The sequence below is a fragment of the Ahniella affigens genome, from assembly GCF_003015185.1.
Taxonomy (GTDB): domain Bacteria; phylum Pseudomonadota; class Gammaproteobacteria; order Xanthomonadales; family Ahniellaceae; genus Ahniella; species Ahniella affigens.
In genome coordinates, this window is sequence record NZ_CP027860.1 from 1 (window position 1) to 21,867 (window position 21,867).

At 55.9% G+C, this 21,867-nt stretch carries 25 protein-coding genes and 1 pseudogene; 19 read left to right on the top strand and 7 right to left on the bottom strand.

The genetic code is table 11. The features are described from left to right. The gene (locus tag C7S18_RS00005) at window positions 1-669 is read left to right on the top strand and encodes a DUF4062 domain-containing protein (RefSeq protein ID WP_240623949.1); all 669 of its coding nucleotides are present in this window, start codon (window positions 1-3) and stop codon (window positions 667-669) included. Between the two features lie 373 nt (window positions 670-1,042). Here C7S18_RS00005 and C7S18_RS00010 read toward each other — a convergent pair whose 3' ends face one another. Then, window positions 1,043-1,534, bottom strand: a complete 492-nt coding sequence (locus tag C7S18_RS00010) for a transposase (protein ID WP_240623950.1) — start codon at window positions 1,532-1,534, stop codon at window positions 1,043-1,045. An 87-nt stretch (window positions 1,535-1,621) separates the two neighbouring features. Between C7S18_RS00010 and C7S18_RS25225 the strand changes: the two genes are divergently transcribed. Then, window positions 1,622-2,713, top strand: a complete 1,092-nt coding sequence (locus C7S18_RS25225) for a DUF4238 domain-containing protein (protein ID WP_106889605.1) — start codon at window positions 1,622-1,624, stop codon at window positions 2,711-2,713. A gap of 79 nt (window positions 2,714-2,792) precedes the next feature. Here the strand turns inward: C7S18_RS25225 and C7S18_RS00020 are convergent, their stop codons facing one another. Next, on the bottom strand, window positions 2,793-3,011 hold the full coding sequence (locus tag C7S18_RS00020; protein ID WP_146151683.1) for a hypothetical protein: 219 nt from the start codon (window positions 3,009-3,011) through the stop codon (window positions 2,793-2,795). A gap of 837 nt (window positions 3,012-3,848) precedes the next feature. Between C7S18_RS00020 and C7S18_RS00025 the strand changes: the two genes are divergently transcribed. The 9 genes from C7S18_RS00025 (at window position 3,849) to C7S18_RS00070 (ending at window position 11,686) form a co-directional block, all read left to right on the top strand. Beyond that, a complete protein-coding gene (locus tag C7S18_RS00025) occupies window positions 3,849-4,226 on the top strand; it encodes a Cas10/Cmr2 second palm domain-containing protein (protein ID WP_106889607.1) in 378 nt (125 codons plus the stop codon). Beyond that, on the top strand, window positions 4,223-5,047 hold the full coding sequence (locus C7S18_RS00030) for a hypothetical protein (protein ID WP_106889608.1): 825 nt from the start codon (window positions 4,223-4,225) through the stop codon (window positions 5,045-5,047). The genes C7S18_RS00025 and C7S18_RS00030 overlap by 4 nt, the downstream gene beginning before the upstream one ends. 383 nt (window positions 5,048-5,430) lie before the next feature. Continuing rightward, window positions 5,431-6,432, top strand: a complete 1,002-nt coding sequence (locus C7S18_RS00035) for a TIR domain-containing protein (protein WP_106889609.1) — start codon at window positions 5,431-5,433, stop codon at window positions 6,430-6,432. Window positions 6,433-7,394: 962 nt separating this feature from the next. Next, complete coding sequence (locus tag C7S18_RS00040) at window positions 7,395-7,787, top strand: TIR domain-containing protein (RefSeq protein ID WP_106889610.1); 393 nt, start codon at window positions 7,395-7,397, stop codon at window positions 7,785-7,787. Window positions 7,788-7,796: 9 nt separating this feature from the next. Next, window positions 7,797-8,771, top strand: a complete 975-nt coding sequence (locus tag C7S18_RS00045; RefSeq protein WP_106889611.1) for a caspase family protein — start codon at window positions 7,797-7,799, stop codon at window positions 8,769-8,771. 109 nt (window positions 8,772-8,880) lie between these two features. Continuing rightward, window positions 8,881-9,117: a hypothetical protein gene (locus C7S18_RS00050; protein ID WP_106889612.1), complete on the top strand. Its 237-nt coding sequence runs from the start codon at window positions 8,881-8,883 to the stop codon at window positions 9,115-9,117. A 726-nt stretch (window positions 9,118-9,843) separates the two neighbouring features. Continuing rightward, window positions 9,844-10,074 (top strand): hypothetical protein, encoded by a 231-nt coding sequence (locus C7S18_RS00055; protein ID WP_106889613.1) that lies wholly within the window; start codon window positions 9,844-9,846, stop codon window positions 10,072-10,074. Window positions 10,075-11,145: 1,071 nt separating this feature from the next. Next, on the top strand, window positions 11,146-11,412 hold the full coding sequence (locus C7S18_RS24780; RefSeq protein ID WP_240623951.1) for a type II toxin-antitoxin system RelE/ParE family toxin: 267 nt from the start codon (window positions 11,146-11,148) through the stop codon (window positions 11,410-11,412). Beyond that, window positions 11,399-11,686: a helix-turn-helix domain-containing protein gene (locus C7S18_RS00070; protein WP_106889615.1), complete on the top strand. Its 288-nt coding sequence runs from the start codon at window positions 11,399-11,401 to the stop codon at window positions 11,684-11,686. Before C7S18_RS24780 ends, C7S18_RS00070 begins: the two co-directional genes overlap by 14 nt. 401 nt (window positions 11,687-12,087) lie before the next feature. On the opposite strand, the gene C7S18_RS00075 is transcribed toward C7S18_RS00070, so the two are convergent. The 4 genes from C7S18_RS00075 to C7S18_RS00090 all read right to left on the bottom strand — a co-directional run bounded on the left by C7S18_RS00075 (window position 12,088) and on the right by C7S18_RS00090 (window position 14,370). After that, on the bottom strand, window positions 12,088-12,390 hold the full coding sequence (locus C7S18_RS00075) for a type II toxin-antitoxin system RelE/ParE family toxin (protein WP_106889616.1): 303 nt from the start codon (window positions 12,388-12,390) through the stop codon (window positions 12,088-12,090). Further along, window positions 12,387-12,668 (bottom strand): type II toxin-antitoxin system ParD family antitoxin, encoded by a 282-nt coding sequence (locus C7S18_RS00080; protein ID WP_240623952.1) that lies wholly within the window; start codon window positions 12,666-12,668, stop codon window positions 12,387-12,389. Before C7S18_RS00080 ends, C7S18_RS00075 begins: the two co-directional genes overlap by 4 nt. Window positions 12,669-12,708: 40 nt before the next feature. Beyond that, entirely contained in the window at window positions 12,709-13,146 is a 438-nt protein-coding gene (locus C7S18_RS00085) for a hypothetical protein (protein WP_106889618.1), read from the bottom strand. Window positions 13,147-13,365: 219 nt separating this feature from the next. Next, window positions 13,366-14,370, bottom strand: a complete 1,005-nt coding sequence (locus tag C7S18_RS00090) for an IS5 family transposase (protein WP_106889619.1) — start codon at window positions 14,368-14,370, stop codon at window positions 13,366-13,368. 633 nt (window positions 14,371-15,003) lie between these two features. On the opposite strand from C7S18_RS00090, the gene C7S18_RS00095 reads away from it, so the two are divergent. The 3 genes from C7S18_RS00095 (at window position 15,004) to C7S18_RS00105 (ending at window position 17,514) form a co-directional block, all read left to right on the top strand. Next, a complete protein-coding gene (locus tag C7S18_RS00095; RefSeq protein WP_106893859.1) occupies window positions 15,004-15,726 on the top strand; it encodes an rRNA pseudouridine synthase in 723 nt (240 codons plus the stop codon). A 413-nt stretch (window positions 15,727-16,139) separates the two neighbouring features. Beyond that, the gene (locus tag C7S18_RS00100; protein ID WP_106889620.1) at window positions 16,140-16,553 is read left to right on the top strand and encodes a hypothetical protein; all 414 of its coding nucleotides are present in this window, start codon (window positions 16,140-16,142) and stop codon (window positions 16,551-16,553) included. 358 nt (window positions 16,554-16,911) lie between these two features. Next, window positions 16,912-17,514, top strand: coding sequence for a hypothetical protein (locus C7S18_RS00105; protein ID WP_146151684.1), 603 nt, complete (start codon window positions 16,912-16,914; stop codon window positions 17,512-17,514). Between the two features lie 604 nt (window positions 17,515-18,118). Here the strand turns inward: C7S18_RS00105 and C7S18_RS00110 are convergent. Beyond that, entirely contained in the window at window positions 18,119-18,571 is a 453-nt protein-coding gene (locus tag C7S18_RS00110; protein WP_240623953.1) for a transposase, read from the bottom strand. A 114-nt stretch (window positions 18,572-18,685) separates the two neighbouring features. Between C7S18_RS00110 and C7S18_RS00115 the strand changes: the two genes are divergently transcribed. The 5 genes and pseudogenes from C7S18_RS00115 (at window position 18,686) to C7S18_RS00130 (ending at window position 21,638) form a co-directional block, all read left to right on the top strand. Next, entirely contained in the window at window positions 18,686-19,177 is a 492-nt protein-coding gene (locus tag C7S18_RS00115; protein ID WP_106889622.1) for a YcxB family protein, read from the top strand. Window positions 19,178-19,264: 87 nt separating this feature from the next. After that, window positions 19,265-19,663 (top strand): hypothetical protein, encoded by a 399-nt coding sequence (locus C7S18_RS00120; protein ID WP_106889623.1) that lies wholly within the window; start codon window positions 19,265-19,267, stop codon window positions 19,661-19,663. 122 nt (window positions 19,664-19,785) lie between these two features. Beyond that, complete coding sequence (locus C7S18_RS00125; RefSeq protein ID WP_206207950.1) at window positions 19,786-20,352, top strand: hypothetical protein; 567 nt, start codon at window positions 19,786-19,788, stop codon at window positions 20,350-20,352. A 364-nt stretch (window positions 20,353-20,716) separates the two neighbouring features. Next, window positions 20,717-20,913 (top strand): annotated as a pseudogene (locus C7S18_RS25485) (transposase). Window positions 20,914-20,948: 35 nt separating this feature from the next. Then, window positions 20,949-21,638 carry an IS5 family transposase gene (locus C7S18_RS00130; protein ID WP_484456017.1) on the top strand — a complete coding sequence of 230 codons (690 nt, stop codon included), beginning with the start codon at window positions 20,949-20,951 and terminating at the stop codon, window positions 21,636-21,638. Window positions 21,639-21,867: the final 229 nt, after the last annotated feature.

Genomic DNA, 21,867 nt, shown 5'->3' on the forward strand with positions numbered 1-21,867 from the left:
ATGGGCGACCGGCCGCAAGCACTAATTAACAAGCAAATCCTGCACGACTGCGACCTGCTGGTCGGCGTGTTCTGGACCCGGATCGGCACCGCAACAGGTGAGTACGCGAGTGGAACAGTCGAAGAGATCGAAGAACACATCAAGGTGGGCAAGCCAGCCATGCTGTACTTCTCAAGCGCACCGGTTCTGCCCGACAGTGTTGATTATGACCAATACCGACGGCTGAAGGAATTTCGACTAAGCTGCCAGTCGCGAGGGCTTTACGAGCCGTACAGCGACATTCAAGACTTCAGGACAAGACTCTATCGACAGCTCCAGCTGAAGATAAATCGAGACGAGTACTTTCAAGCTAACGGGCTCGCCGAATCCTTGCCAGTCATACGGGATATTCCACCGAGTCCCTCGCTGTCCAAGGAGGCAGCCTTTCTCCTGAAGGAGTGCGTGGCCGACCCGTCAGGCCACGTGCTTCACCTTTCCCATCCCGGCGTGTACGTGTTGCAGGTTAAAGGCAAGAACCTCATCGAGTACGGGAACGAGCGTTCACGAGCAACCTGGACCTCAGCGTTGGAAGAGCTTGAACGCGATGAACTGCTTGCCGCGACTGGCCCCAAGCGAAACATCTTCAAAGTCACTCGCAAAGGTTACGAAGTCGCCGATCGGCTGCCGTGAGGCGGAACTATTCAGTCAAGCGGGCGTGCCTACGGCACGCCGCTTACCTCAATTGTTGAGACTGTAGGAACACGCCATTTTTCAATCGGCTAACGTTCGCATGGCCGCTGTTTACCGCCGCCGCGACGCTGGGCGCCGCATGGACTGCTGATCGACGGGATATTCGTCACTGAGCCAGTTCGATCCTACGCGCTCTGGCGGCAGTTGCAAAGCTTGTAGTCGACCTCACCCACGTCGCCCTTCCGGGATCGAGTGGACACGCACCAATTCCCTGCGCAGGGTGAACAACTGGGCACACGCCAATTTTCGGAACTGCCGGGGCCATGGCGCAGAGGCTGTAGTTTGCTGGCAGGCAAGAGCTCGACGTCTCATCTCAATCGCGGGGAAGACCCAGCCGCTCGGCTGCAAAGTGATACTTCGATGCGTTTGCGGGCAACTTCACGCCATCGATGGCGAACATCTCGCGGTCGATCAATCCTTCTTTGCCGAGAATCGCCAGAACCTGCGCAAACACCGATGAGATCGCATCACGCGAGCGACTGACGAAGTCGGCAATCGTTGTGAAGTGCGGCTTGGCGTCGCCAGTGATCGCGATGAACAGGACGTTGTCGCGGCACGCCCGTCCAATGGCGCGTGAGCTCACGATTCCCTGCGTGTAAGCCAGCAGCACTGCCTTCAATAACTTCGACGGCGCATGCGCGGTCGCCTCGATGAGGTCGTTCCGATAATGCGAGTCGAATCCAAACAAGGCCAGTGCATCCACCAGATGATGCGTCGCATGGGCAAACGAACCGGGCGCCAGCTGATCCTCCAGCACCACCGGCAAGAACAGCGGGCACATGTCGACATACTTGTAACGTGCCACCGCGAACTCCCTTGCGCTCAATCACCGAAAGAAGCAAGATCGATGCCACTTTTTCTACAGCTTCGTTAGGGCGGATAGGAAACGCACGTGGTCACCAAGAAGCAACACTACGTCCCGCAGTTGTTGCTCCGTCGGTTCGCAACACCGCACGGGAGTGAGTCGCGTATCAACGTTTACGACTTTGAAAGACAACAATATCGCAAGAATCAGAACATACGTGATGTTTGCTCAAGCAACTACACGTATGACACTAACAACTCGTTCGAACGCTTCCTGAGCGAGCACGTCGAATCGCCTGCGGGAAGCGCTTTAGAAATACTTGCGCAGACGCAAGATCGAACTGATCCAAGGCCCAGTGCAGCATTACTTCGCTTTCTACTCGTACAACTGGCGCGGACCCGTCAGATGTATGAAAGTAGCCTAAATTTCACGAATGCCTGGATGCAAACCATCTTTGCGGAGGTCGCGCGGCTAAACGGCCTTGACGAGGCTACGGCACGGGAACTGCACATTCAACCATCTGAGCCGAGGGAGGTACTCGCATATCTTGCAGCCTACGCGGCTACCCAATACCGACTAATTTCGGATCTGAATCTCGCTCTGGTACTCAACCAAACCAGAGTGGAGTTTATTCTCTCAGACCACCCGGTGTTCCAACACAATTGGTATCTTCGCGAGTCCGCACATCCCATGGCGGGATCGATCACTGTTCGAGGTGTCCAGTTCTTTCTTCCGCTGTCGCCGTCAGTCACATGTTGCCTCTATGATCCGTCTGTCTACCTGTATGGCCAAGCGACTGAGGGGGCTGTTATCAACGCAACCGAAGGCGATGTCGGTCTACTGAACTCATTCCAAGCCATAAACGCTGGCTCACTCTTGCTCGCCCGGTCAGCTACAATGGAGGCCGTACTCAGCTCTCTGGGATCAAGGTACGCTGATTCAACATCCTTCTTCGAATCAGCCACATACGTCCCCGCAAGCGTTCGGGAAGACGGAACCCTTCGCAGCACGCACCTCACGCAGCGGAAGCAGACTCGGCTTCCAGCAATGCCAGCATTTGTAAAGATCAAGAACAAGGTCAGGAGCCAGACGATCGAGTGTGTTCACCGCTGTCCAGAGAACGTTGCCGCGCACAAAATGTTCGACGAGAGTCTTCGGCGTCAACGCAATGCGCCCTAACCCTCGTTCGAGGCGAGGCCCAACGGCAAACTACCAAGCCCGGCTCCAGGTGTCGGATCGACTGGACACGCACTACTTCCTAAACTGCCGTGCTGAGTTGGTGCGTGTCTGCAATCGCTCCCTGCGAGCAAGCCAGCAGCACTGCCTTCAACAGCATCGACGGCGCAAGTGCAGTCGCACCGGTCGGGTCGTTCCGATAGTGCGAGTCGCATCCAGACAAGTCCAATGCATCCACCAGATGGTACGTCGCATGGGCAAGCGAACCCGGCCCCAGCTGATCCTCCAGAACCAGCGGCAAGAACCGGGGCTCGTGTCGACACACGTGTAACGTGCCACCGCCGACTCCCTTGCGCTTGATCACCGAAAGAAGCAAGATCGAGGCCACTTTTCCTACAGCTTCGTTAGGTCCACGATAGAAAGTTCATCGCAAGTCTTCTTGGTCTCATCCGGTCCGCGGCCATCGTTCGCGGCTCGTGGCCGATTCTTTGTGGCCTGGTCGCGAAGTGGACACCGACAGCAACAGCGAAATGCCAACATCTTCATCTTGGACGGAGCTCACCATTGCCCTTCGGCCTGACTGCATAGAGCGCATCGAAGTAGATCCAGTGTCGTCGTCTCCCCTCGTGCTTCGCGTCTCTGCCACCACTGGCGAGCCCGCGTCTCGCGCGGCAGTCTTCTTCAGGAGCATAGCGGCGGTACGCTCGTAGCTTCATGGCCCTAACTAGGTGTTCAAGCCGACCGCCGAGGAAGTTGCGCGTATCATCCACACCGTCGCGCGGCGGCGGCTTAACACGACGATAGGCATTGAATTGCCGCCACGTTCGAATCGTCCGGTGGATCTGGTCGGTGCACATTTACGGCGGTCATGCGTTACAGGTCCAGAGTCGCATTCCTCGCGCATTCCGCCCACGAGCCGGATTGTGGCTGCAAGCGCTCAGGGGTTGAGCTGTTTGCTAAGGCGAGGCGCTGTTGTGGCCTTGCCGTCGGTCCGAGGGCAATTCGCGCGGATTTCCAGCCTAACTGTACATTCGAGCGGACAGCCGGGGGTATACTAGGCGCATCCAACCATTCGCGGCCGGCTGCTGCTTGATTCAGACGTTAGGCATCAACCGCCACTATCAATGAACCGTTCCAGATGAATACAGATTTGTACGTTCTTGGCGATGCAGACCAGATTCGGGATGGAATTGACAAGAGATTGCTTCAAGGCAAGCTCGAAGAACTGACTGCGTTCTCATCCGCACTGACCAAAGCGATTGCTTCCCTCCTCCAATCTTTTGAAGAAGAAATGGGAGCGACAGTAATCATGGCAGGAGGAGACGACGTACTCCTGCGAGTAAGTTATGAACGTTACTCTTTAGATACAAACCTATCTCTTGCCGAGGAGTTCCACCGAAGCACGGGTTGCACTATCTCGTTTGGTGTCGCCGAGAAGCTCAGCGATGCATACATTAATCTCAGGAAGGCCAAGGCGGAGAAGTCGTGCGTTTGCTTTGGTGGCGTTCACATATGAAGTCACTGCACATCTTCGTTGACTCCGAGCGCCCTGACCAATACCTAAACACGATTGTTCATTGCGTGTTAGAGAGAGACGTTCGGGCGATTGAATTTCTTCATATAAGGACACTGACGAGCGTCGATACAAAGAACCGAAGCAACGGGTTGTCCTCACGTGTAATGGCGGCTGTTCAGTCTCAACTAAAGAGTTTGGCGGAACGTCAAGAGTACACAAGTCAGTCCACCGACAGATCTCACCATCGAGTTGAGTTGGCCAGTATCTACGGTCATGAAAAGGCGGCGGAAGTTGCGGCGTACTACGAACGAGTTCGTGAAATTTCGCTCTCATACTCTAACCGTGAAGTCGAGTACGAAGAGTTACGCTCTGTAATGCAGAAGCTTGCAGAGAAAGGAAATGACGCCTTCTTGGATGTCACCGCAGTCAAGAAACGCTACTTAGGTGACATTCTTGCTGCCGGCTTAGTGGAAGGTATTCGTGGGCTCTGGACATTTGACCTGCTCACACGATCGGTAAACTTTGACAAACCTTGGTCAATGCTCATACACGAGCTTCGCGCATCTGGGACTGTGATGTATCGATACACAAATATCCTCGATACTCAGACCTATACGGCATGTGTTCGCTTGGTGTTCATTCGTGCTCCGCGATACAAACGTATGGCGATTGGAACAGTGACACTGATTTTCGTTGGTGCGCTTGGTTACTTTGTTCTCGGTGAAGAGAGCCAGGCCGTCAAGGTTGTTCTCGCAATGTCAGGAATCGCTAGTATTGCATCACTCGCGCTTGTGTTTTATCCCCCAAGAACAGAGGCCTAACGTCGCGCTCGACACGGACGATCAAAATGCTGCGCATTGCGCCCGCCGGTTAGCTCTACGTTAGGCTTTGCCTGCCGGGCTATGTAGTTCACGTTGTGGTGCGAAGTTACGCACGTTCCCGGCATTCCTGCGATGTGGCTTCGGGATTTCTGTCCTCTGGTTCTCGCCCAAAAACGCCGAGCGGCGTCTGACAGGAGTCTGGCTTGGGGCAAGGCGCCTAGGCGCCGCATGTACCCCATCCTTGCCGGCATTGCAACGGCAATGCGTGTGTATTTCCAGCCCAACTATGCATTCAAGCGGACAGCCGGGGGTATACTCGGCGCATCCAACCATTCGCGGCCGGCTGCCGCTTAATTCAGACGTTATGCGTCACAAAAACCGCCATGACACGCGAAGTGCAGTTTGAAGTTGCTCTCTCCTTCGCTGGAGAGGATCGACCGTATGTCGATCAGGTTGCAAATCTCCTTCGAAGCTCTGGCGTCAAGGTCTTCTATGACCTCTTCGAAGAATCGAGCCTCTGGGGCAAGAACCTCTACGACTACCTCTCGGACGTGTACCAGAACAAGGCCTTGTACACGATCATGTTCATTTCAAAGCACTACGCCGGGAAGCTCTGGCCATCTCATGAACGTCAAGCCATGCAGGCTCGTGCGTTCCAAGAACATCAGGAGTACGTGCTCCCAGCCCGTTTCGACAGTACCGAGATTCCAGGCGTGCTGCCGACGGTAGCCTATGTCTCCCTTGTTGACAAACCGCCGCAGGAGTTCGTCAAGCTTGTCCACAAGAAGCTCGTTTACGCCGGGCGTAGCATCCCCTCGGAGCAACTACGGAACGCAGTCTTCGCGGTAGAATCACCGCCGCGCGTCGACCCAACTGAGGCTGTGGTCCACGTAATCGATGAGGATGGAAATCCGCTGGAAGGTGCGATTGTCACGGCGCTGGCAGACAACAGCACCTTCAAGGACTCAGTCAGTTCCGGACTCGGAGTTGCCAAGTTCACATTCCAGACTCGACGGAAACTGCGGGTTCTCATCGCTCATCCCAATCGTCCTGGTGCCATTTTTCCTGAATGGGATCCCGCGGATGACTTGCGCGCAGCGCTTCCCGCGAGCGGGAACACAGGTTCGATCATCTGCCACAGCACAGGCTACATCCCAGGCTTGAAAGGCCGACTGAACCCCATTCTGGATACGAGAAACCGCATGTACCTTTATGCGGACAACATTGCCATCCGCGGCGGGGAACGGCAGCCAGCTCAGTTCTTGGTAGGGGTGCCGTTCATGCTGGAGGACTCAAACGGTACGGTCATGCAGGTGACTGTCCTGCACATCCAAGGTCGAACAGCCTTACTTCAGTACGTTCACGCTCGCACCAGTGACGCATAACCCCTCGCTCGAGCCGACGCGCTGCGGCAGCCAAGGCTTGGTCGCTTCAGGTCATAGTGGTCATTGTCTTTCCGCGGCGAAGGCTAGTCTGCCTCCACGCGCGGCTCAGCTCGAACGTTAGGTTCCATATGACGCAGCAATTCCGCGCTACGGCACGATTGGGTAACTCGATCGATAGGCGGATCGAGTGGACACACACCAAGTCTAGCCACTGTCCGAGTCATGGCCGCAAGCGCTGCCTCTGCCGGAAGGCGGACACGCACTAGAGCCGCGACGCCATGCGCTTTGCTGCGTGTCCGCCATTCGCCTACAGTTGGCTAGGCATTCCAGCTAGAGCGCAAGCACGGCTCGCCGCCTATGCCCTCTAACTATACGTTCGAGCCGACCGCCTGGGAAGTTTGTCGTTTAAGCCAACTGCTGCGGGTCGGCGGCGGCTTAATGTGGCGTTGAGGCTGTAGAAAAAGTCGTTCAATGCCGAATTTCATGGGAAGTGCTGAAAAGTGACCGCACCAGAAGGGCTACATTCAACGATCGGAACATCGGTAGGGGTAAACGCACCCCAAAAAACTGTTGCCCGGCCAGTATTTCGACTTTTTGTACAACCTCGTTAGGCTTTGCTTGCCGGGCGATGTAACTCACCTTGTGGTGCGATGTTACGCACGTTCCCGGCATTCCGGCATTGTTGCATCGGGACTTCTGTCATCTGGCGCTCGCCCAAAAGCCGAACTGCGGTTGCCAGCGGTCAGGATTGGGGCAGGGAGCCTCCGGCTAGCATTAACTCCAGCCTTGCCAGACTTCCAACGGTTATGCGCGTGGATTCCCAGCCCAACTATGCATTCAAGCGGACAGCCGGGGGTATACTCGGCTCATCCAACCGTTCGCGGCCGGCTGCCGCTTAATTCAGCCGTTTGGCGTCTTAATTACAGCACTTCCGCTCTTGCCAATTTATCAGGGAGAAAACTATGGCCACAAAGAAACGAGTCTTTATCAGCTTTGACTACGATAACGACGAAGGAGCAAAGACAATGCTCGCGGGGCAAGCGAAGCTGCCAGACAGTCCCTTTGATTTTAAGGATGCCTCGATCAAAGAGCATCTCACTGGCGACTGGAAGGAAAAGGTGAAACGCCGCATGGATAACATAGATGTGGTGGTTGTCCTCTGCGGAGAAAAGACCCATACAGCAGCCGGTGTATCCGCTGAGCTGGATATTGCGAAGGAGAAAAATAAGGATTATTTCCTTCTAGCCGCATACTCCGACAAGACCTGTACAAAGCCCAAGAGCGCTTTGTCCACCGACAAGGTGTACAAATGGACTTGGGATAACCTCAAGGCGTTAATTGGTGGTGGGCGCTAGGAGAGGATCATGCGCAAAGCGCTTGTTGTTGGAATTAACCATTACCAACGAGTGGGATGTCTTTATGGCTGCGTTGACGATGCCCACTCAGTAAAAGCCGTACTGGACCGCAACAGCGATGGAACCGTCAATTTCGGTACGAAGCTATTAACAGGGACCGGCCCAACCGATATGGTTAATCGCGCAACTCTGCGCGAGAGCATCAAAGAGTTGTTCGCTGGTGAGTGCGAAACGGCTCTTTTCTATTTCGCTGGTCATGGGTATGTTGAAAGCACTGGCGGCTATTTAATTGCAAGCGATACAGCATCTGGAGACGAAGGTCTACCGTTGAGCGAGGTTTTGATTTTCGCCAATCAATCTAGAGCCAGAAATAGAATCATCGTACTTGATAGCTGTCACTCAGGCATAGCAGCCACTTCAGTTACTGCGAGCGGATTCGCCGAGATCAAAGAAGGGACCACGATTCTTACCGCTTCTACGGCAGAACAATACGCTACCGAAGAAAATGGCGCGGGGGTTTTTACCACGCTATTTGTTGATGCGCTGGGTGGTGCCGCAGGTAATCTAGTGGGCGAAGTAACTCCTGGCAGCATTTACGCTCACATAGATCAGTCTCTCGGTCCTTGGGATCAACGCCCTGTATTCAAGACCAACGTCAAAAGCTTCGTCTCTCTCAGGCGCGTTCAACCGCCGATAGCGTTGAACGAACTCCAACGAATTACCGAGTTTTTCCCCGGCCCCGGTCATCAATTCGCGTTAGATCCGTCATTCGAACCTGAACGGCAAGGAAATGATTCAACGATTCCAGCACCTGATCCGCTAAACACGGCCAAGTTTGCAGTGCTTCAGAAATACAACCGAGTTGGCTTAGTTGTTCCTGTGGATGCTCCTCATATGTGGCATGCGGCAATGGGGAGCAAGTCATGCCGCCTTACCGTGCTTGGGGAGCATTACCGCAGGCTAGTTGAGCGGGGTCGCATCTAAGGCATGAGTACGCCCAACAACTCGCTCAACACGGACGTGCAAAAGCGGCGCTTCGCACCGCTTTTGCACGCCGGTTAGCTCCAACGTTAGGCCTAAAACGGAGATTCCTATGCCTTACAAAACCTTCAAGGTCCAGCACGAAGTTGAAGCTGTAGATATTCAAACAATGGCCGGCATGTCTATTTCTGATTACAAAGAATACCTAAGCGGCGGTCTGATCTTTGTCGATCATCACGATGTTCTGAGATCACAACCCGCCGGCTATCCACTTGCCGTCACGAAAGCTCAATTCAAGGCTCTTATTAGCTATCTGAAAGGACTTGAGTCGCGCGTAGGCTCTGAGTAGGCCTAACAATTCGTTCAAGCCGACCCCGTGTAGACAGAACTGGACACACACCAGTTCCTGGCACCGCCGGCGGGAATAGCGGACCCCCATCTGTTGAGCTCCAGGGGACTTGAGCGCCACGGACATCAGGAATGACCAGGATTGCTGGGTGTCCGGTATCGGCGGACAGCCGTTTCCCGCATTTCCGTCGATCACGCGGTCACAAGGGCGGGAATAGCGGACACCCGTCTGTTGAGCTCCAGGGAACGTGAGCGCCACGGACATCAGGAATGACCAGGATTGCTGGGTGTCCGGTATCGGCGCCACGCGTTTCAGGCAGTCATGCGTTGTTGCTTGGGTATTGCTGCCCTAAAACGCGCGCCGAAAAGCCGGACCTCGTTTCCGGCGGTCAGAATTGGAGCAAGGTGCGTGGGCAAACCATGTGACTTAGCTGTGCGGCCATTCCAGGTGCAATCCGCGCAGATCTGCAGGCCAATTGTGTGCTCAGGCGTGCAGCTGTGGGTAAACTCGGCTCATCCAACCGTTCGCGGCCGGCTGCAGCCAAATTCAAACGTTAGGCTCCCTTGATGCTGATTCGCACTGCACGCCACTGGCTTTGTTGCGCAGCCTTCAACACTGACGAAGGTCTCGCAGAACATCCAGGCGCGATGTGCTCGCGTCACGTTTGCGGCGAGGCCCATATGCGAGTTTGGCCCTTACGACGATGTCTTCGTCGAATCCTCGAAAGTGGATCAGCTACTAGAGCTAGCTGGCGAAGATGTGCTGGAAAAGCTGGAGGCCAATGCGAGCGCCATATCAAGATGGATCGGCGCTCTCGTCAGTGGCGTGGAAGTCATAGTTCGCACGAGCCAGAACAGGTACTCAGAGGCGGTCAGTCCCGAACTGCTCGGGCGTTTGGCCAAGTTCAAGCTAGAGGTCAGCTTCACGTATGAACACATCTCCAGCGAAAGCGGCTAACCCTTCCATCGAGAGGACGCTTTCCGGCCTAAGGTCTCCGAGCGGCTCTCATGTCAAACGTTTGGCCTCATCCATGCATTCTCGAAACATCGCAACATTGCTAAGTACATTCCTGGTCGCTTCTTGTGTGTCGGTTTCACGGCCGCCTGAGGCGGGGCCCGTGTCGCCTCCCGTGACGCCCGCTTCATGCGAGCCGGTTCCTGCGGGATTAAAGCTTTACGGTGGCCTTCCCGTCTCGGAGGTCGAGCGCCTAGGCAGATTTCCTATGCAGCATCCGGAGCGCCGCTACCTGGAAACAAGCAATCAGCTATGGCTCAGGTTCCGAGACGGGCTTAAGCCGACAGATATTGTCTTTGAGTACGTCCACGATGAGAGCTGGGAAGGGGTCGCTTTTCACCACGGCGGTGTTTCGGCGTTCCGTGGTGGTTGCAGCGTCAAGATTGAACAGGTCTGGACCACATGAGGCCTGACAATTCGTTAAAGTTGGCGGGATCGAGTGGACACGCATTAGATTGAGCCGCGATGCCAAGTGGGGAATAGCTGGGGAATATCGGACACCCATCTGTTGAGCTCCAGGGGACGTGAGCGCCACGGACATCAGGAATGACCAGGATTGCTGGGGGTCCCGTATCGGCGGACAGCCGTTTCCCGCATTTCCGTCGATCACGCGGTCACAACGATGTAGGCTCATCCCTTCCCGATGCAGTTGCCAGCGCCCGCCATGACTGAAGCAGTCCGATCGACTTACTGGACACGCAACAGTTTTAAGCGACGCCAAGTCAGCTGGCAGCGCGCCGAAATTGCACACGCACCAGGCCAATTCAACTAGCGACTCCAATTCAACTAGCGACTCCAATTCAACTAGCGACTCCCGGTGGGGCAATGCGTGTCCGCGACTGGCTTCCGCGATTGGCTCCGCTCCGCTACAACTTCATTAGGATTCAAGGGTCTGTTGCTGCCTCCCGCAGCTTGCGCAGGAATAACATATTTGTTACTGTGTGCGCGTGGACTACACGATCACCTACTACAGCGATAGCCGTCCAAGACGAGATCCTGGCGCTGCCTGACACGTTGGCGGCACGCTATGTCGTGCTGACCAGGCGGATGGTGGTTCTCGGGCCAGACCTCGGACAGCCGCACACCAAGGCGTTCGGCCGCGGCTTGTTCGAGCTTCGCCTCAAGAGTGCTGACGGCATCGCTAGAGTCTGTTACTGCACGCTGGTCGGTCGTCGCATCGTGATGCTTCATAGCTTCATCAAGAAAACTAACAAGACACCCATTCGAGAGCTGGAAACCGCGCAGTCAAGGCTTAAGGAGATCAAACATGAAAAGTCATGACCAAGTCGTCAAAAAGCTTCTTGCGCGTCCAGGCGTCAAGGCGGAGGTTGAACGCATCGAGCGAGAGGAAAGTGCATTGCTCGATGCGTTGCTGAAAGCAAGGCAGGAGGCCGGCCTGACCCAGGCGCAAGTTGCAGAGCGCATGGGTACTCAGGCCCCTGCTGTTGCAAGGCTTGAGCGCGCCCTGGCCACTGGCAAGCACTCTCCTTCCGTTGCCACCCTGCGCCGCTATGTCAAAGCATGTGGGAAGCGACTGGTGCTGCACGTCGCTTGAAACCTTTCCCTTGATCGACGGGATGTCTTGCAGCAAGTCGTAAGCAGCGCGTGGTATCTGCGGGATATCGATGGACGGCTGAAAGCGGAAATGCACGAGATCAATCCGCGGCGCAAAGTGCTTTGGCGCACGTCCGCCATACACACCCAACCAGCCGCATGGCGCTCGTGATCAGTTTGAAGCGCGGCGAGGGGAATCGACTGGACACACACCAATCCCTTCAAGTGCCAAAACGAGACGCTCCTCAATTCGACTAGCGACTCCAGGTAGGTCGGTGCGCGTCCGCGACTCGCTCAACGAGTGGCGTGCCGACGTTCCAACGGATTCGCATTCAAGCGGACAGCCGGGTTAAAGTTTAGTCACCACCACGATCCGCGGCCGGTTGTCGCTAAATCCAGACGTTATCCGCCAATCAGCAACGGCTCTACGTCCATGCTCTTGTGCAGGATGCGGACGATCTCAATGACGCTGGCAATGCCGTTCTTGTAGAAGACCAAGTGGCTTCCCTGAGGGAACTTGCGGTAGCCTGGCATGATGTCGTTGCAGGCCTTCCCGAGCCCAGGCGTGGCCGCGAGCAGGTGGAAGGTGTCATCAAACTGCCTGATGTACAGGTTTCTCTGCTCAACTCCCCATTGCTCTTCGGTGTAGACGGCTATGGCTCGCAGATCTGCTTTTGCGAGCCGGGTGAGGGTAAAGGGCCTCATTTCTTGCGGGTATCTAGCTCGGCCATGAACTCGTTGTAGTTGTAGTTGGCGATACCGCTTTGCTCGCCTTCGGCCAGCATGCGGCGCAGGGCTCCTAGCTTGTTTTCGGCGTCCTCAAGCAGGCGCAGACCGGCCCGTACTACCTCGCTGGCAGAGCCGTAGCGGCCGTTTTCGATCTGTTGAGCAATGAAGCCCTCGAAGTGCTCGCCCAGGCTGACGCTGGTGTTCTTCGCCATTTTGCGCCTCAGGTTACCAATTAATACCGAATATTGGTACATAGCTGGTTCGGGCGTCAACCGCTGGCGCTGACACGTACGCCTATTCCTTGGCCGGTATGAACATTTCGCCTACTTTTTCCTTCTTGCCCCGGAACCTATTGAAGACTGTGACGTTGATTCCTCCGTCCGGTAAACGGCCACCCCATTGACAGGTGATGGTCTGAACCCAAGGCAGTTTAGTCACGGTCATTGGTTCAAAGTTGCAACGGTCGATTGGTTGACCTGAAGCATCTGCAAATTCGATGGACGCCTGATGTTCTCCCAAATGGCGAAATGCGACGTATGCGAGAACAACCGCTTCCGAAGAAGGGTCGTTGACTCTGTATAACGTCAAGATGCTTCTCGGGTTCGTGAAGTTGTTCACGTCGACGGTTCCAGAGGTGTTCATGATTCCAACGAGACCCGCCGACTCCGCGCACCAGGACGCTTGCGCCCAAAGCGTGGCAGCTGCAAATAGGGCAATGTACTTGATCCTCATAGGTTCTTCCTGTTGATAGTGATGAATGAGGGCTAGCTGCTGAATTGAGCGCCAGCCGGTCGCTAAGGAGGGTCTGAACAAGTCGGTTTTTGGCGATGGATTCCGTCCTCCGGATTCTCAGGCGGGTTTCGGTCGGTGATCCGTTAAGTATCCTTCCTAATCGGTATCGTTCTTCACTTGGGAAAGCGGTTCTGGCGCTACTTTGCCCCTCTTTCGTGATCAGCTCGCGAACTTCGGGCGCAACTCCCCTGCAGTTTCAAGTAGCACTTTTCTGACACGATGCAAATTGGCCAGCGCGAACAGGGTGACGATGTGACTGGTGTTCTTGGCCAATCCCTTGAAGCGCGCCTTGTTGTACCCAAAGAAGCACTTCACCTTCTGAAACGCATGCTCGACTCGCGCGCGAACCTGCGCCTTCCTACGCTCGATCTTCACGATATTGCTCTTTGCCCGACCTTCTTCCATCGCCTTGATCGCGCTTCGGCGCATCGCAATCCTCCACTCAGGGAAGCGCTGCTTGCGCGGATGGTTCTCGCGCATGTTTTTGTCGGCGCCCTGGTAGCCCGCATCTGCCCATACTGTCTCTTCCTTGCCGTGCAGCAGGCTTTCAACGTGATCAACATCGGCATCATTGGCTGCCGACGTCACCACTGTGTGGACCAGACCACTGTCAGCATCCACGCCAATATGCGCCTTCATGCCGAAGTACCACTGGTTGCCCTTCTTCGTCTGGTGCATCTCAGGATCCCGCTCACCGTCTGAGTTCTTCGTCGAACTCGGTGCCGCGATGATCGTCGCATCGACGATCGTGCCACGCTTCAGCAGCAAGCCCTTGCGCGACAAATGACCGTTGATCCGCTCCAGTATCGACGAAGCCAAATCATTCGTCTCAATCAGACGCCGAAAGTTCAGGATCGTCGTCTCGTCTGGAATGCTGCCGCTCAGCGTCAGACCGGCAAAGTTCCGAATCGACACGATCTCATACAGCGCTTCTTCCATCGCCGGATCGCTCAACCCAAACCAGTTCTGCATCAGGTGAACCCGGAGCATCACTTCAACGGGGTACGGGCGACGGCCGCGACCGGCGACCGGATAAACCGACTCAATGTCCTTCAGCAATGCTGCCCACGGCACGACTTGCTCCATCTCGGCTAGGAATACCTCCCGACGCGTCTGCTTCTTCTTAGCCGCATATTCCGCGTCACCGAAACTCATCTGGTCCATGCTGAAATAACCTCGCCGCAACACCTGTATCTAACCAGAAATTGCGGGACTTGTTCAGACCCTCCCTAACGGTTAGACGATTCAAGTGTACGCAAGGCCTTCTGCTCGAATGAATAGGTGAGCTGCAGATCCGCGCACAACTCTCGCCCAGCGAATAGCGCGCAGCGAATAGCGGAGACAGCGAATAGCGGACACCCATCTGTTGATCTCCAGCGGAAGTCAGCGCCACGGACGGGGCGCATGCCGCGCCGATGGTGACGACCGCGCGCACAACTCATGCGAAGCGCCGAATACGTGCGCAGATGAAGAAACTAGCGATTCCCTAGGCGCAAAGCGCACACATGCACTAGATCAAGTCGCGACGCCAAGTGCGTGTCCGCGATTGACTGCTACGCGCTCTAGTGGCAGTTGCTAAGGCTGCAATCGACTTCATGCCGCCCTTCTGAGCTTAGAGCGGGAACGGCGGACACCCATCTGTTGAGCTCCAGGGGACGTGAGCGCCACGGACATCAGGAATGACCAGGATTGCTGGGTGTCCTGTATCGGCGGACAGCCGTTTCCCGCATTTCCGTCGATCAAGCCGTCACAACGGTGTAGGCTCATCCCTTCCCGATGCAGTTGCCAGCGCCCGCCATGACTGAAGCAGTCCGATTGTCCAAACGCCTTGCCGAAATCGTGGGCTGCTCGCGTGCGGATGCCGAGCGCTACATCGAGGATGGTTGGGTTCGCGTCGATGATGAAATCGTTGACATGCCGCAGTTGTTGGTGACGACGGAGCGGGTGTCGCTGGATCCTGATGCGGTGCTTGAAGCGCCGGAACCGGCGACGATCCTGCTGCACAAGCCGGCCGGCTTTCATACGATCGACGGTGACAAACCAGCTTCGTCCCTGGTCACACCCGCCTACCGCTGGCAGGATGATCCGACCGGCATCCGCCTGCTGCGCCGACACTTTAACCGTCTCACCCCACTCGTGCCGATGGAAACGAATGCCACTGGTTTGATGGTGCTGACGCAGGACGGCCGGGTCTGGAAGCGGCTGACCGAAGATGCGGATCTGATCGAACACGAGTACGTGGTTGAAGTCGCCGGCGAAATCGTGGCCTACGGCCTCGCCAAACTAAACCACGGACTGAGCTTCCGAGGGCGCCCATTGCCGCCATGCAAAGTCAGCTGGCAAAACGAGTTCCGGCTGCGCTTCGCGATCAAGGCGGTGCAACCGGGGCAGATCGAGAACATGTGTTCGCAGGTCGGCCTTCAGGTCACTGCGATTCGTCGGCTCAGAATCGGCAAGGTGCCATTGGGAAAGATGCCGGTTGGTGCCTGGCGCTATCTGCCTGTAGGCGAGCGGTTTTGAGGGGACCGGTTGCCCGCCAATGTGGGATTTAAACGTTCAATTGAGGGGAGCCAAATTGGCCACACACTAATCCAATTTGCGACTCCAGGTGAGTAGCTGCGTGTCCGGGAAGGTGCATCGGTTCGGTATCCATGCTGACGGTATCTGGTCCGGCAGCTGGCGCCTCGACTGCGAATTCCGATGCCCTGAGTGCGTGAATGTGGGGCCATCAAGCGGCGGCGGAGCTGTTACATTTACACTGTCGCGACGATATGGGCAGATTGAGTGGAAGGCTAGGGCGCGGAACAACTGGATACACAACAATTCCCCAACGGATTGGCATACATGCTGACAGCCAGGTGTAAGCTCGGCCGATACCAGAGTTTGCGGGCCGCTGCCGCTCAATTTAGACATTAGGAACCGGCGGTGTAGGCATGAAGCGCTTACTAATCGAAGGCTACACGGCGGACGAGATACTCGCACTCTCCAATGAAGACCTACACGCTATAGTGCTTCGTAACGAGGCCATAGTGTTCCAGGTCGGAAGCGCCAGTTTGCTCGGACAGTTTTCCGTGGCGGACGACGCGCTCATCATCGAACTCGGTCACATTGATGGCGGTGGTGAGGGCGCGCTGCCGAGCCTGGCCTCTCTGGCTGTCCGCTATGCTAAGCGAGAGCGGCTTGCTTACATCGAATGGAGAGTCCATGCGGTAAATTGTGCCAAGCCCAATCTCAAGCTCCGCCGGGTCCTCGTTCGTCGCGGCTTCGTTGTGCGCAACCTTCCGGGCGTCGGTGAGTGCTACTGGGCACGCGTCCCTGCGGTTTCAGCTTCCAGCATGGGCGCGTAACGATGCGCTCAAGCCGACTGCCGGGGTGTGGCCTCATTCAATCTCAGAAGCGACTGGACACGCGCGCATTAGTCAATCGCCAAGCTGAGTTGGTGCGTGTCTGAAATCGCTTCCTGCTCCACCCATCAAACATCCATTGGCCAGGTTTCACCTCGTAAAGCAAATGCCTTGGAGGAAAGTTTGGTAGCCAGTGGATAAGAATTCATTCAAGCGGACCGGCGGGGGTATACTCGGCTCAGGCAACCATTCGCAGCTGGCTGCCGCTTAACTCAGGCGTTAGACGTTGGAGCTGGATGTGCGCAGTTTGCAGGCACCTAATGGGTGGGTAGAGAGAGACTTGAGGCCACGGTTCCCGGACTTGGCTGAGCGGGCTCTTGAGGCTTATGAGATTGGAACCCGGTGCGAAGACACCGGCAGTATTTCAGTTGAGGAACTGGCCCGGCTTGAAGGCTTTTGTGCAGATCGGAGTTCGATGCTGCGAGACTGGGCTACTCAAGTTGTCGGAGCATTGGGGCGTATCATCCCGGCTGCCGCAGAGTTGCTCCAGAAATTAGCAGGTCATGGCCGGGCTGAGGTTGGGATTTCTGCTGTTGGCGCCTTGCATTTCTCCGACAATTTGGAGCTGTTTGCGTCAGTCGTGAGCAGTGGACTCCGCCATAAGTCCCATAAGGTGCGCATATTGGCAGCCTGTAAGATCCAGACGTTCGGAATGCGGAATCTGGTTGGCCAGCTTCAAGACGCAATAGGGCGGGAAACAAATGCCGAAGCTCGAGGTAGCCTAGAGTCCAGTCTGCGTTTGCTGCTGGATGGCTACTTGGTTAAGCAATTGGAAAATGGGGAAGTCTACGTGACGGTTTCTGTTGGCAAGGCTTTTCGTAGCCAGCTATTCAGTCCAGAGGAATTTCGCCAATTGGGAATTGAGGCAATTCAAGAATCGCTCAGATTGGGGGCCAACGTCTAACGATGCAATCAAGCCGACGCAGCAACAGGCTATTCGCGCAAATCAGACAATACCGCCGACGCGCCATATTGCGGCTTTTGGCCATATGAACGCACTCCCAGACGAGCTCGTGAAGAAGCAACTAGAAGCAACTGGGAAGCAACTGGACACGCACCAATTCCCGGCGCAATCAAAGCGGACACGCACCAGATCAAGCCCCGACGCCAAGTGAGTTAATGTGTGTCCGCGATTCACGCACACGGATCTTCTACGCTAGTTCTCGGCACCACAGTAGTCAGGCCGCAAACACTGTGATTTGCCGCCAGCCAAGAGCTCGAAGTCTCATCTCAATCGCGAAGGAAGGCCCAGCCGTTCGGCCCCAAGCGGGGTGACGTGGTGGAGAACAACTGGACGCACACAGGGCCGAAGAACTGAGAACAGCTGTGAGAACAGAACAACTGGACACAGACCAACTTTAGGCACCGCCGGGATCAGGGCGCAAACGCTGTGGATCGAGTGGGCACGCACCAATTCCCTGCACGGGGTGAACAACTGGGCACAAGCCTGACGGGGTCATGGCGCAGAGGATGTAGTTTGCTGGCAGCCAAGAGCTCAAAGGCTAATCTCAATCGCGGGGAAGACCCAGCCGCTCGGCTGCAAAGCGATACTTCGATGCGTTGCCGGGCAGCTTCACGCCATCGATGGCGAACATCTCTCGGCCGATCAATCCCTCTTTGTCGAGGATCGCCAGCACCTGAGCAAACACCGATGCTATCCCATCACGCGAGCGACTGACGAAGTCGGCAATCGTCGTGAAGTGCGGTTTGGCGTCGCCGTTGATCGCGATGAACAGGGCGTTGTCACGGCACGTCCGTTCAATGGCGCGTGAGCTAACGATTCCCCGTGAGTAAGCCAGGAGCACTGCCTTCAACAGCATCGACGGCGCATGTGCAGTCGCACCGGTCAGGTCGTTCTGATAGTGCGAGGCGAATCCAAACAAGTCCAATGCATCCACCAGATGGTACGCCGCATGGACAAGCGAACCCGGCAGCAGCTGACCCTCCAGAACCAGCGGCAAGAACCGGGGCTCGTGTCGACACGCTTGTAACTTGCCACCGCCGACTCCCTTGCGCTTGATCACCGAAAGAAGCAAGATCGAGACCACCTTTTTCTACAGCTTCGTTAGACGGCAATGCATCGCGCCACTCTCAAATACGACGAGCAGCTTGTGAACCGGGCCGTGCGGTCCTATTGGCGTCGCTCCCTTGGCATTGGCGTTTTGGTCGGTGTCCCATTGCTCTGCGTCTTTCTGGTCTTGCGCATCGCTGATGGAGACCGTTCCTGGTATGTAGGATTGCTTGCTGGCGCAGTTCTACTCGGCATCGGAATGCCAATCTTGGCGTACTGGGTGCACCACCGAAACTCCATTACAAAGTTTCGCGAAATGAAGGAACCAATCGCTACCTTCATTGCCGAGCAGGACTCATTCACCCTCGCGTCAGATCATGGTAGCTCAACACTAAAGTGGGAAGCGATTAAGGAGATCTGGGGCTTCGAACGCTTCTGGCTGTTTCTCTTCTCAAAGACGCAATTTGCAATCATTCCGCTAGATGGGCTATCTGCCGAGATGCAAGCCTATGTCCTTGAAAAAGTAAAGCGGAGCGGCGGCAGTGTTGCCGTCTAACACATCGTTCGAGCGGACACGTGAGGGATAAAGTGCAAAGCTCATACTTCGGCGCGCGCGCCGCTCAACTCAATCGTTAGATCGCGCATGAAGGCATCGCTGAACATCGAACAACTGGATGGCCTGCTCGCTGAAGCCTGCAGCAAAATCAATTGCGCCGCGGGAGACGCCGCCGGCGTCGGCGCCGAGAACGACGCAAGGTTCAAGCGCATTCTCGCCGATGCGCTGGTCCGAGTTTGGAACGCTCGTGCCATCATTCACGGGCTTCGTCCCGATCTGAAACCACAGTTCGCCTTGGAGGCAGAGACTGACCCGGCTTCACATGAGGCATACATGCACGCTTGCATCCTTGCACATCAATTGGCTACCGATGGGAATTCCGTCAACGCTGCTGAGGCCCTCATCGGGTTCGCCAACTCAACAACGTCGTCTTATTTCGCAGCTGCTGCACGAGAGAAGGCGGCGAGTTACAGCGGCGAGGTTTAACTATGTGTTCGAGCCGACCGCAGAGGACGTTGTTCGTATCATCTACACACCGTCGCGCGGCGGCAGCTAAACATGGCATTGAGGCTGTAGAAACAGTCATTCAATGCTGAATTTCATGGGGAGTGCTGAAAAGTGACCGCACCAGAAGGGCCACATTCAACGATCGGGACATCGGTAGGGCTAAAGGCGCACCCGAAAGTGCCCGCCCGACCAATATCTCGATTTTTTCTCCAACGTCGTTAGGCATCACGGGAGAAGGCCTTGTGGCTTCATATCAGCTTGAACTCCAGTCTCCACCAAGCGATGAAAGGTCGTTCGAGCTTTGGCTCCAGCACGCCGCCGGCCGCATCATCTTTGAAGATGTTCGAGATTACGCGAAGGGAAAAATGGATCCGAATCTCTCGTCTGAAGCCAAGGCAGCGGCCGAAAAGGCGATCAACGATGCCGTATATGGACTGATGATGGTCATTGATGGAGTGGCCGGAAGCCTGCGAAACGGCCAACAAGCCGTTGAAATCTCTGCAGTGGTCAGCCTACTGAATCGAAGTTCAGGAGAAGTGGCCGCTCAGCTCGATCTGAGGGAAGGCGATGGCATGTGCATGGGCTATCACGGCTGGATCGAAGGCGACTTTGGCGAAGATCCCATCGTAGTTGACGACCGCAATGCGGGTTCAGCGTGTGATGCCTAATCCTTCCATCGAGCAGATGTCTTGCCGGCTGCGCCGTCAAGCCACCGCTCATGTCAAACGTTAGGCGGCAGAGATGGTTTCGAATCCGCATTACCAAGCAATTCAAGTCTTCTACGGTGACCGGCGTGCACAGCGGTCTCAGGTGCCGCTTATTGCGCAGATCGATGAGGGGTTGGCTCTACTAGACGCCCTTTGAGTGGAACAATCAGCCAAGAATGCCTAGGGAGGGTCTGAACAAGTCCGCAATTTCTGGTTAGATACAGGTGTTGCGGCGAGGTTATTTCAGCATGGACCAGATGAGTTTCGGTGACGCGGAATATGCGGCTAAGAAGAAGCAGACGCGTCGGGAGGTATCCTAGCCGAGATGGAGCAAGTCGTGCCGTGGGCAGCATTGCTGAAGGACATTGAGTCGGTTTATCCGGTCGCCGGTCGCGGCCGTCGCCCGTACCCGTTGAAGTGATGCTCCGGGTTCACCTGATGCAGAACTGGTTTGGGTTGAGCGATCCGGCGATGGAAGAAGCGCTGTATGAGATCGTGTCGATTCGGAACTTTGCGGTCTGACGCTGAGCGGCAGCATTCCAGACGAGACGACGATCCTGAACTTTCGGCGTCTGATTGAGACGAATGATTTGGCTTCGTCGATACTGGAGCGGATCAACGGTCATTTGTCGCGCAAGGGCTTGCTGCTGAAGCGTGGCACGATCGTCGATGCGACGATCATCGCGGCACCGAGTTCGACGAAGAACTCAGACGGTGAGCGGGATCCTGAGATGCACCAGACGAAGAAGGGCAACCAGTGGTACTTCGGCATGAAGGCGCATATTGGCGTGGATGCTGACAGTGGTCTGGTCCACACAGTGGTGACGTCGGCAGCCAATGATGCCGATGTTGATCACGTTGAAAGCCTGCTGCACGGCAAGGAAGAGACAGTATGGGCAGATGCGGGCTACCAGGGCGCCGACAAAAACATGCGCGAGAACCATCCGCGCAAGCAGCGCTTCCCTGAGTGGAGGATTGCGATGCGCCGAAGCGCGATCAAGGCGATGGAAGAAGGTCGGGCAAAGAGCAATATCGTGAAGATCGAGCGTAGGAAGGCGCAGGTTCGCGCGCGAGTCGAGCATGCGTTTCAGAAGGTGAAGTGCTTCTTTGGGTACAACAAGGCGCGCTTCAAGGATTGGCCAAGAACACCAGTCACATCGTCACCCTGTTCGCGCTGGCCAATTTGCATCGTGTCAGAAAAGTGCTACTTGAAACTGCAGGGAGTTGCGCCGAAGTTCGCGAGCTGATCACGAAAGAGGGCAAAGTAGCGCCAGAACCGCTTTCCCAAGTGAAGAACGATACCGATTAGGAAGGATACTTAACGGATCACGACCGAAACCCGCCTGAGAATCCGGAGACGGAATCCATCGCCAAAAACCGACTTGTTCAGACCCTCCCTAGTGCCCACACCCACTGGTCCAAGATAACGAAACGCTGGTTCAATCGCTGGAGCCCGGTTCGCACCTCCTGGCGGTT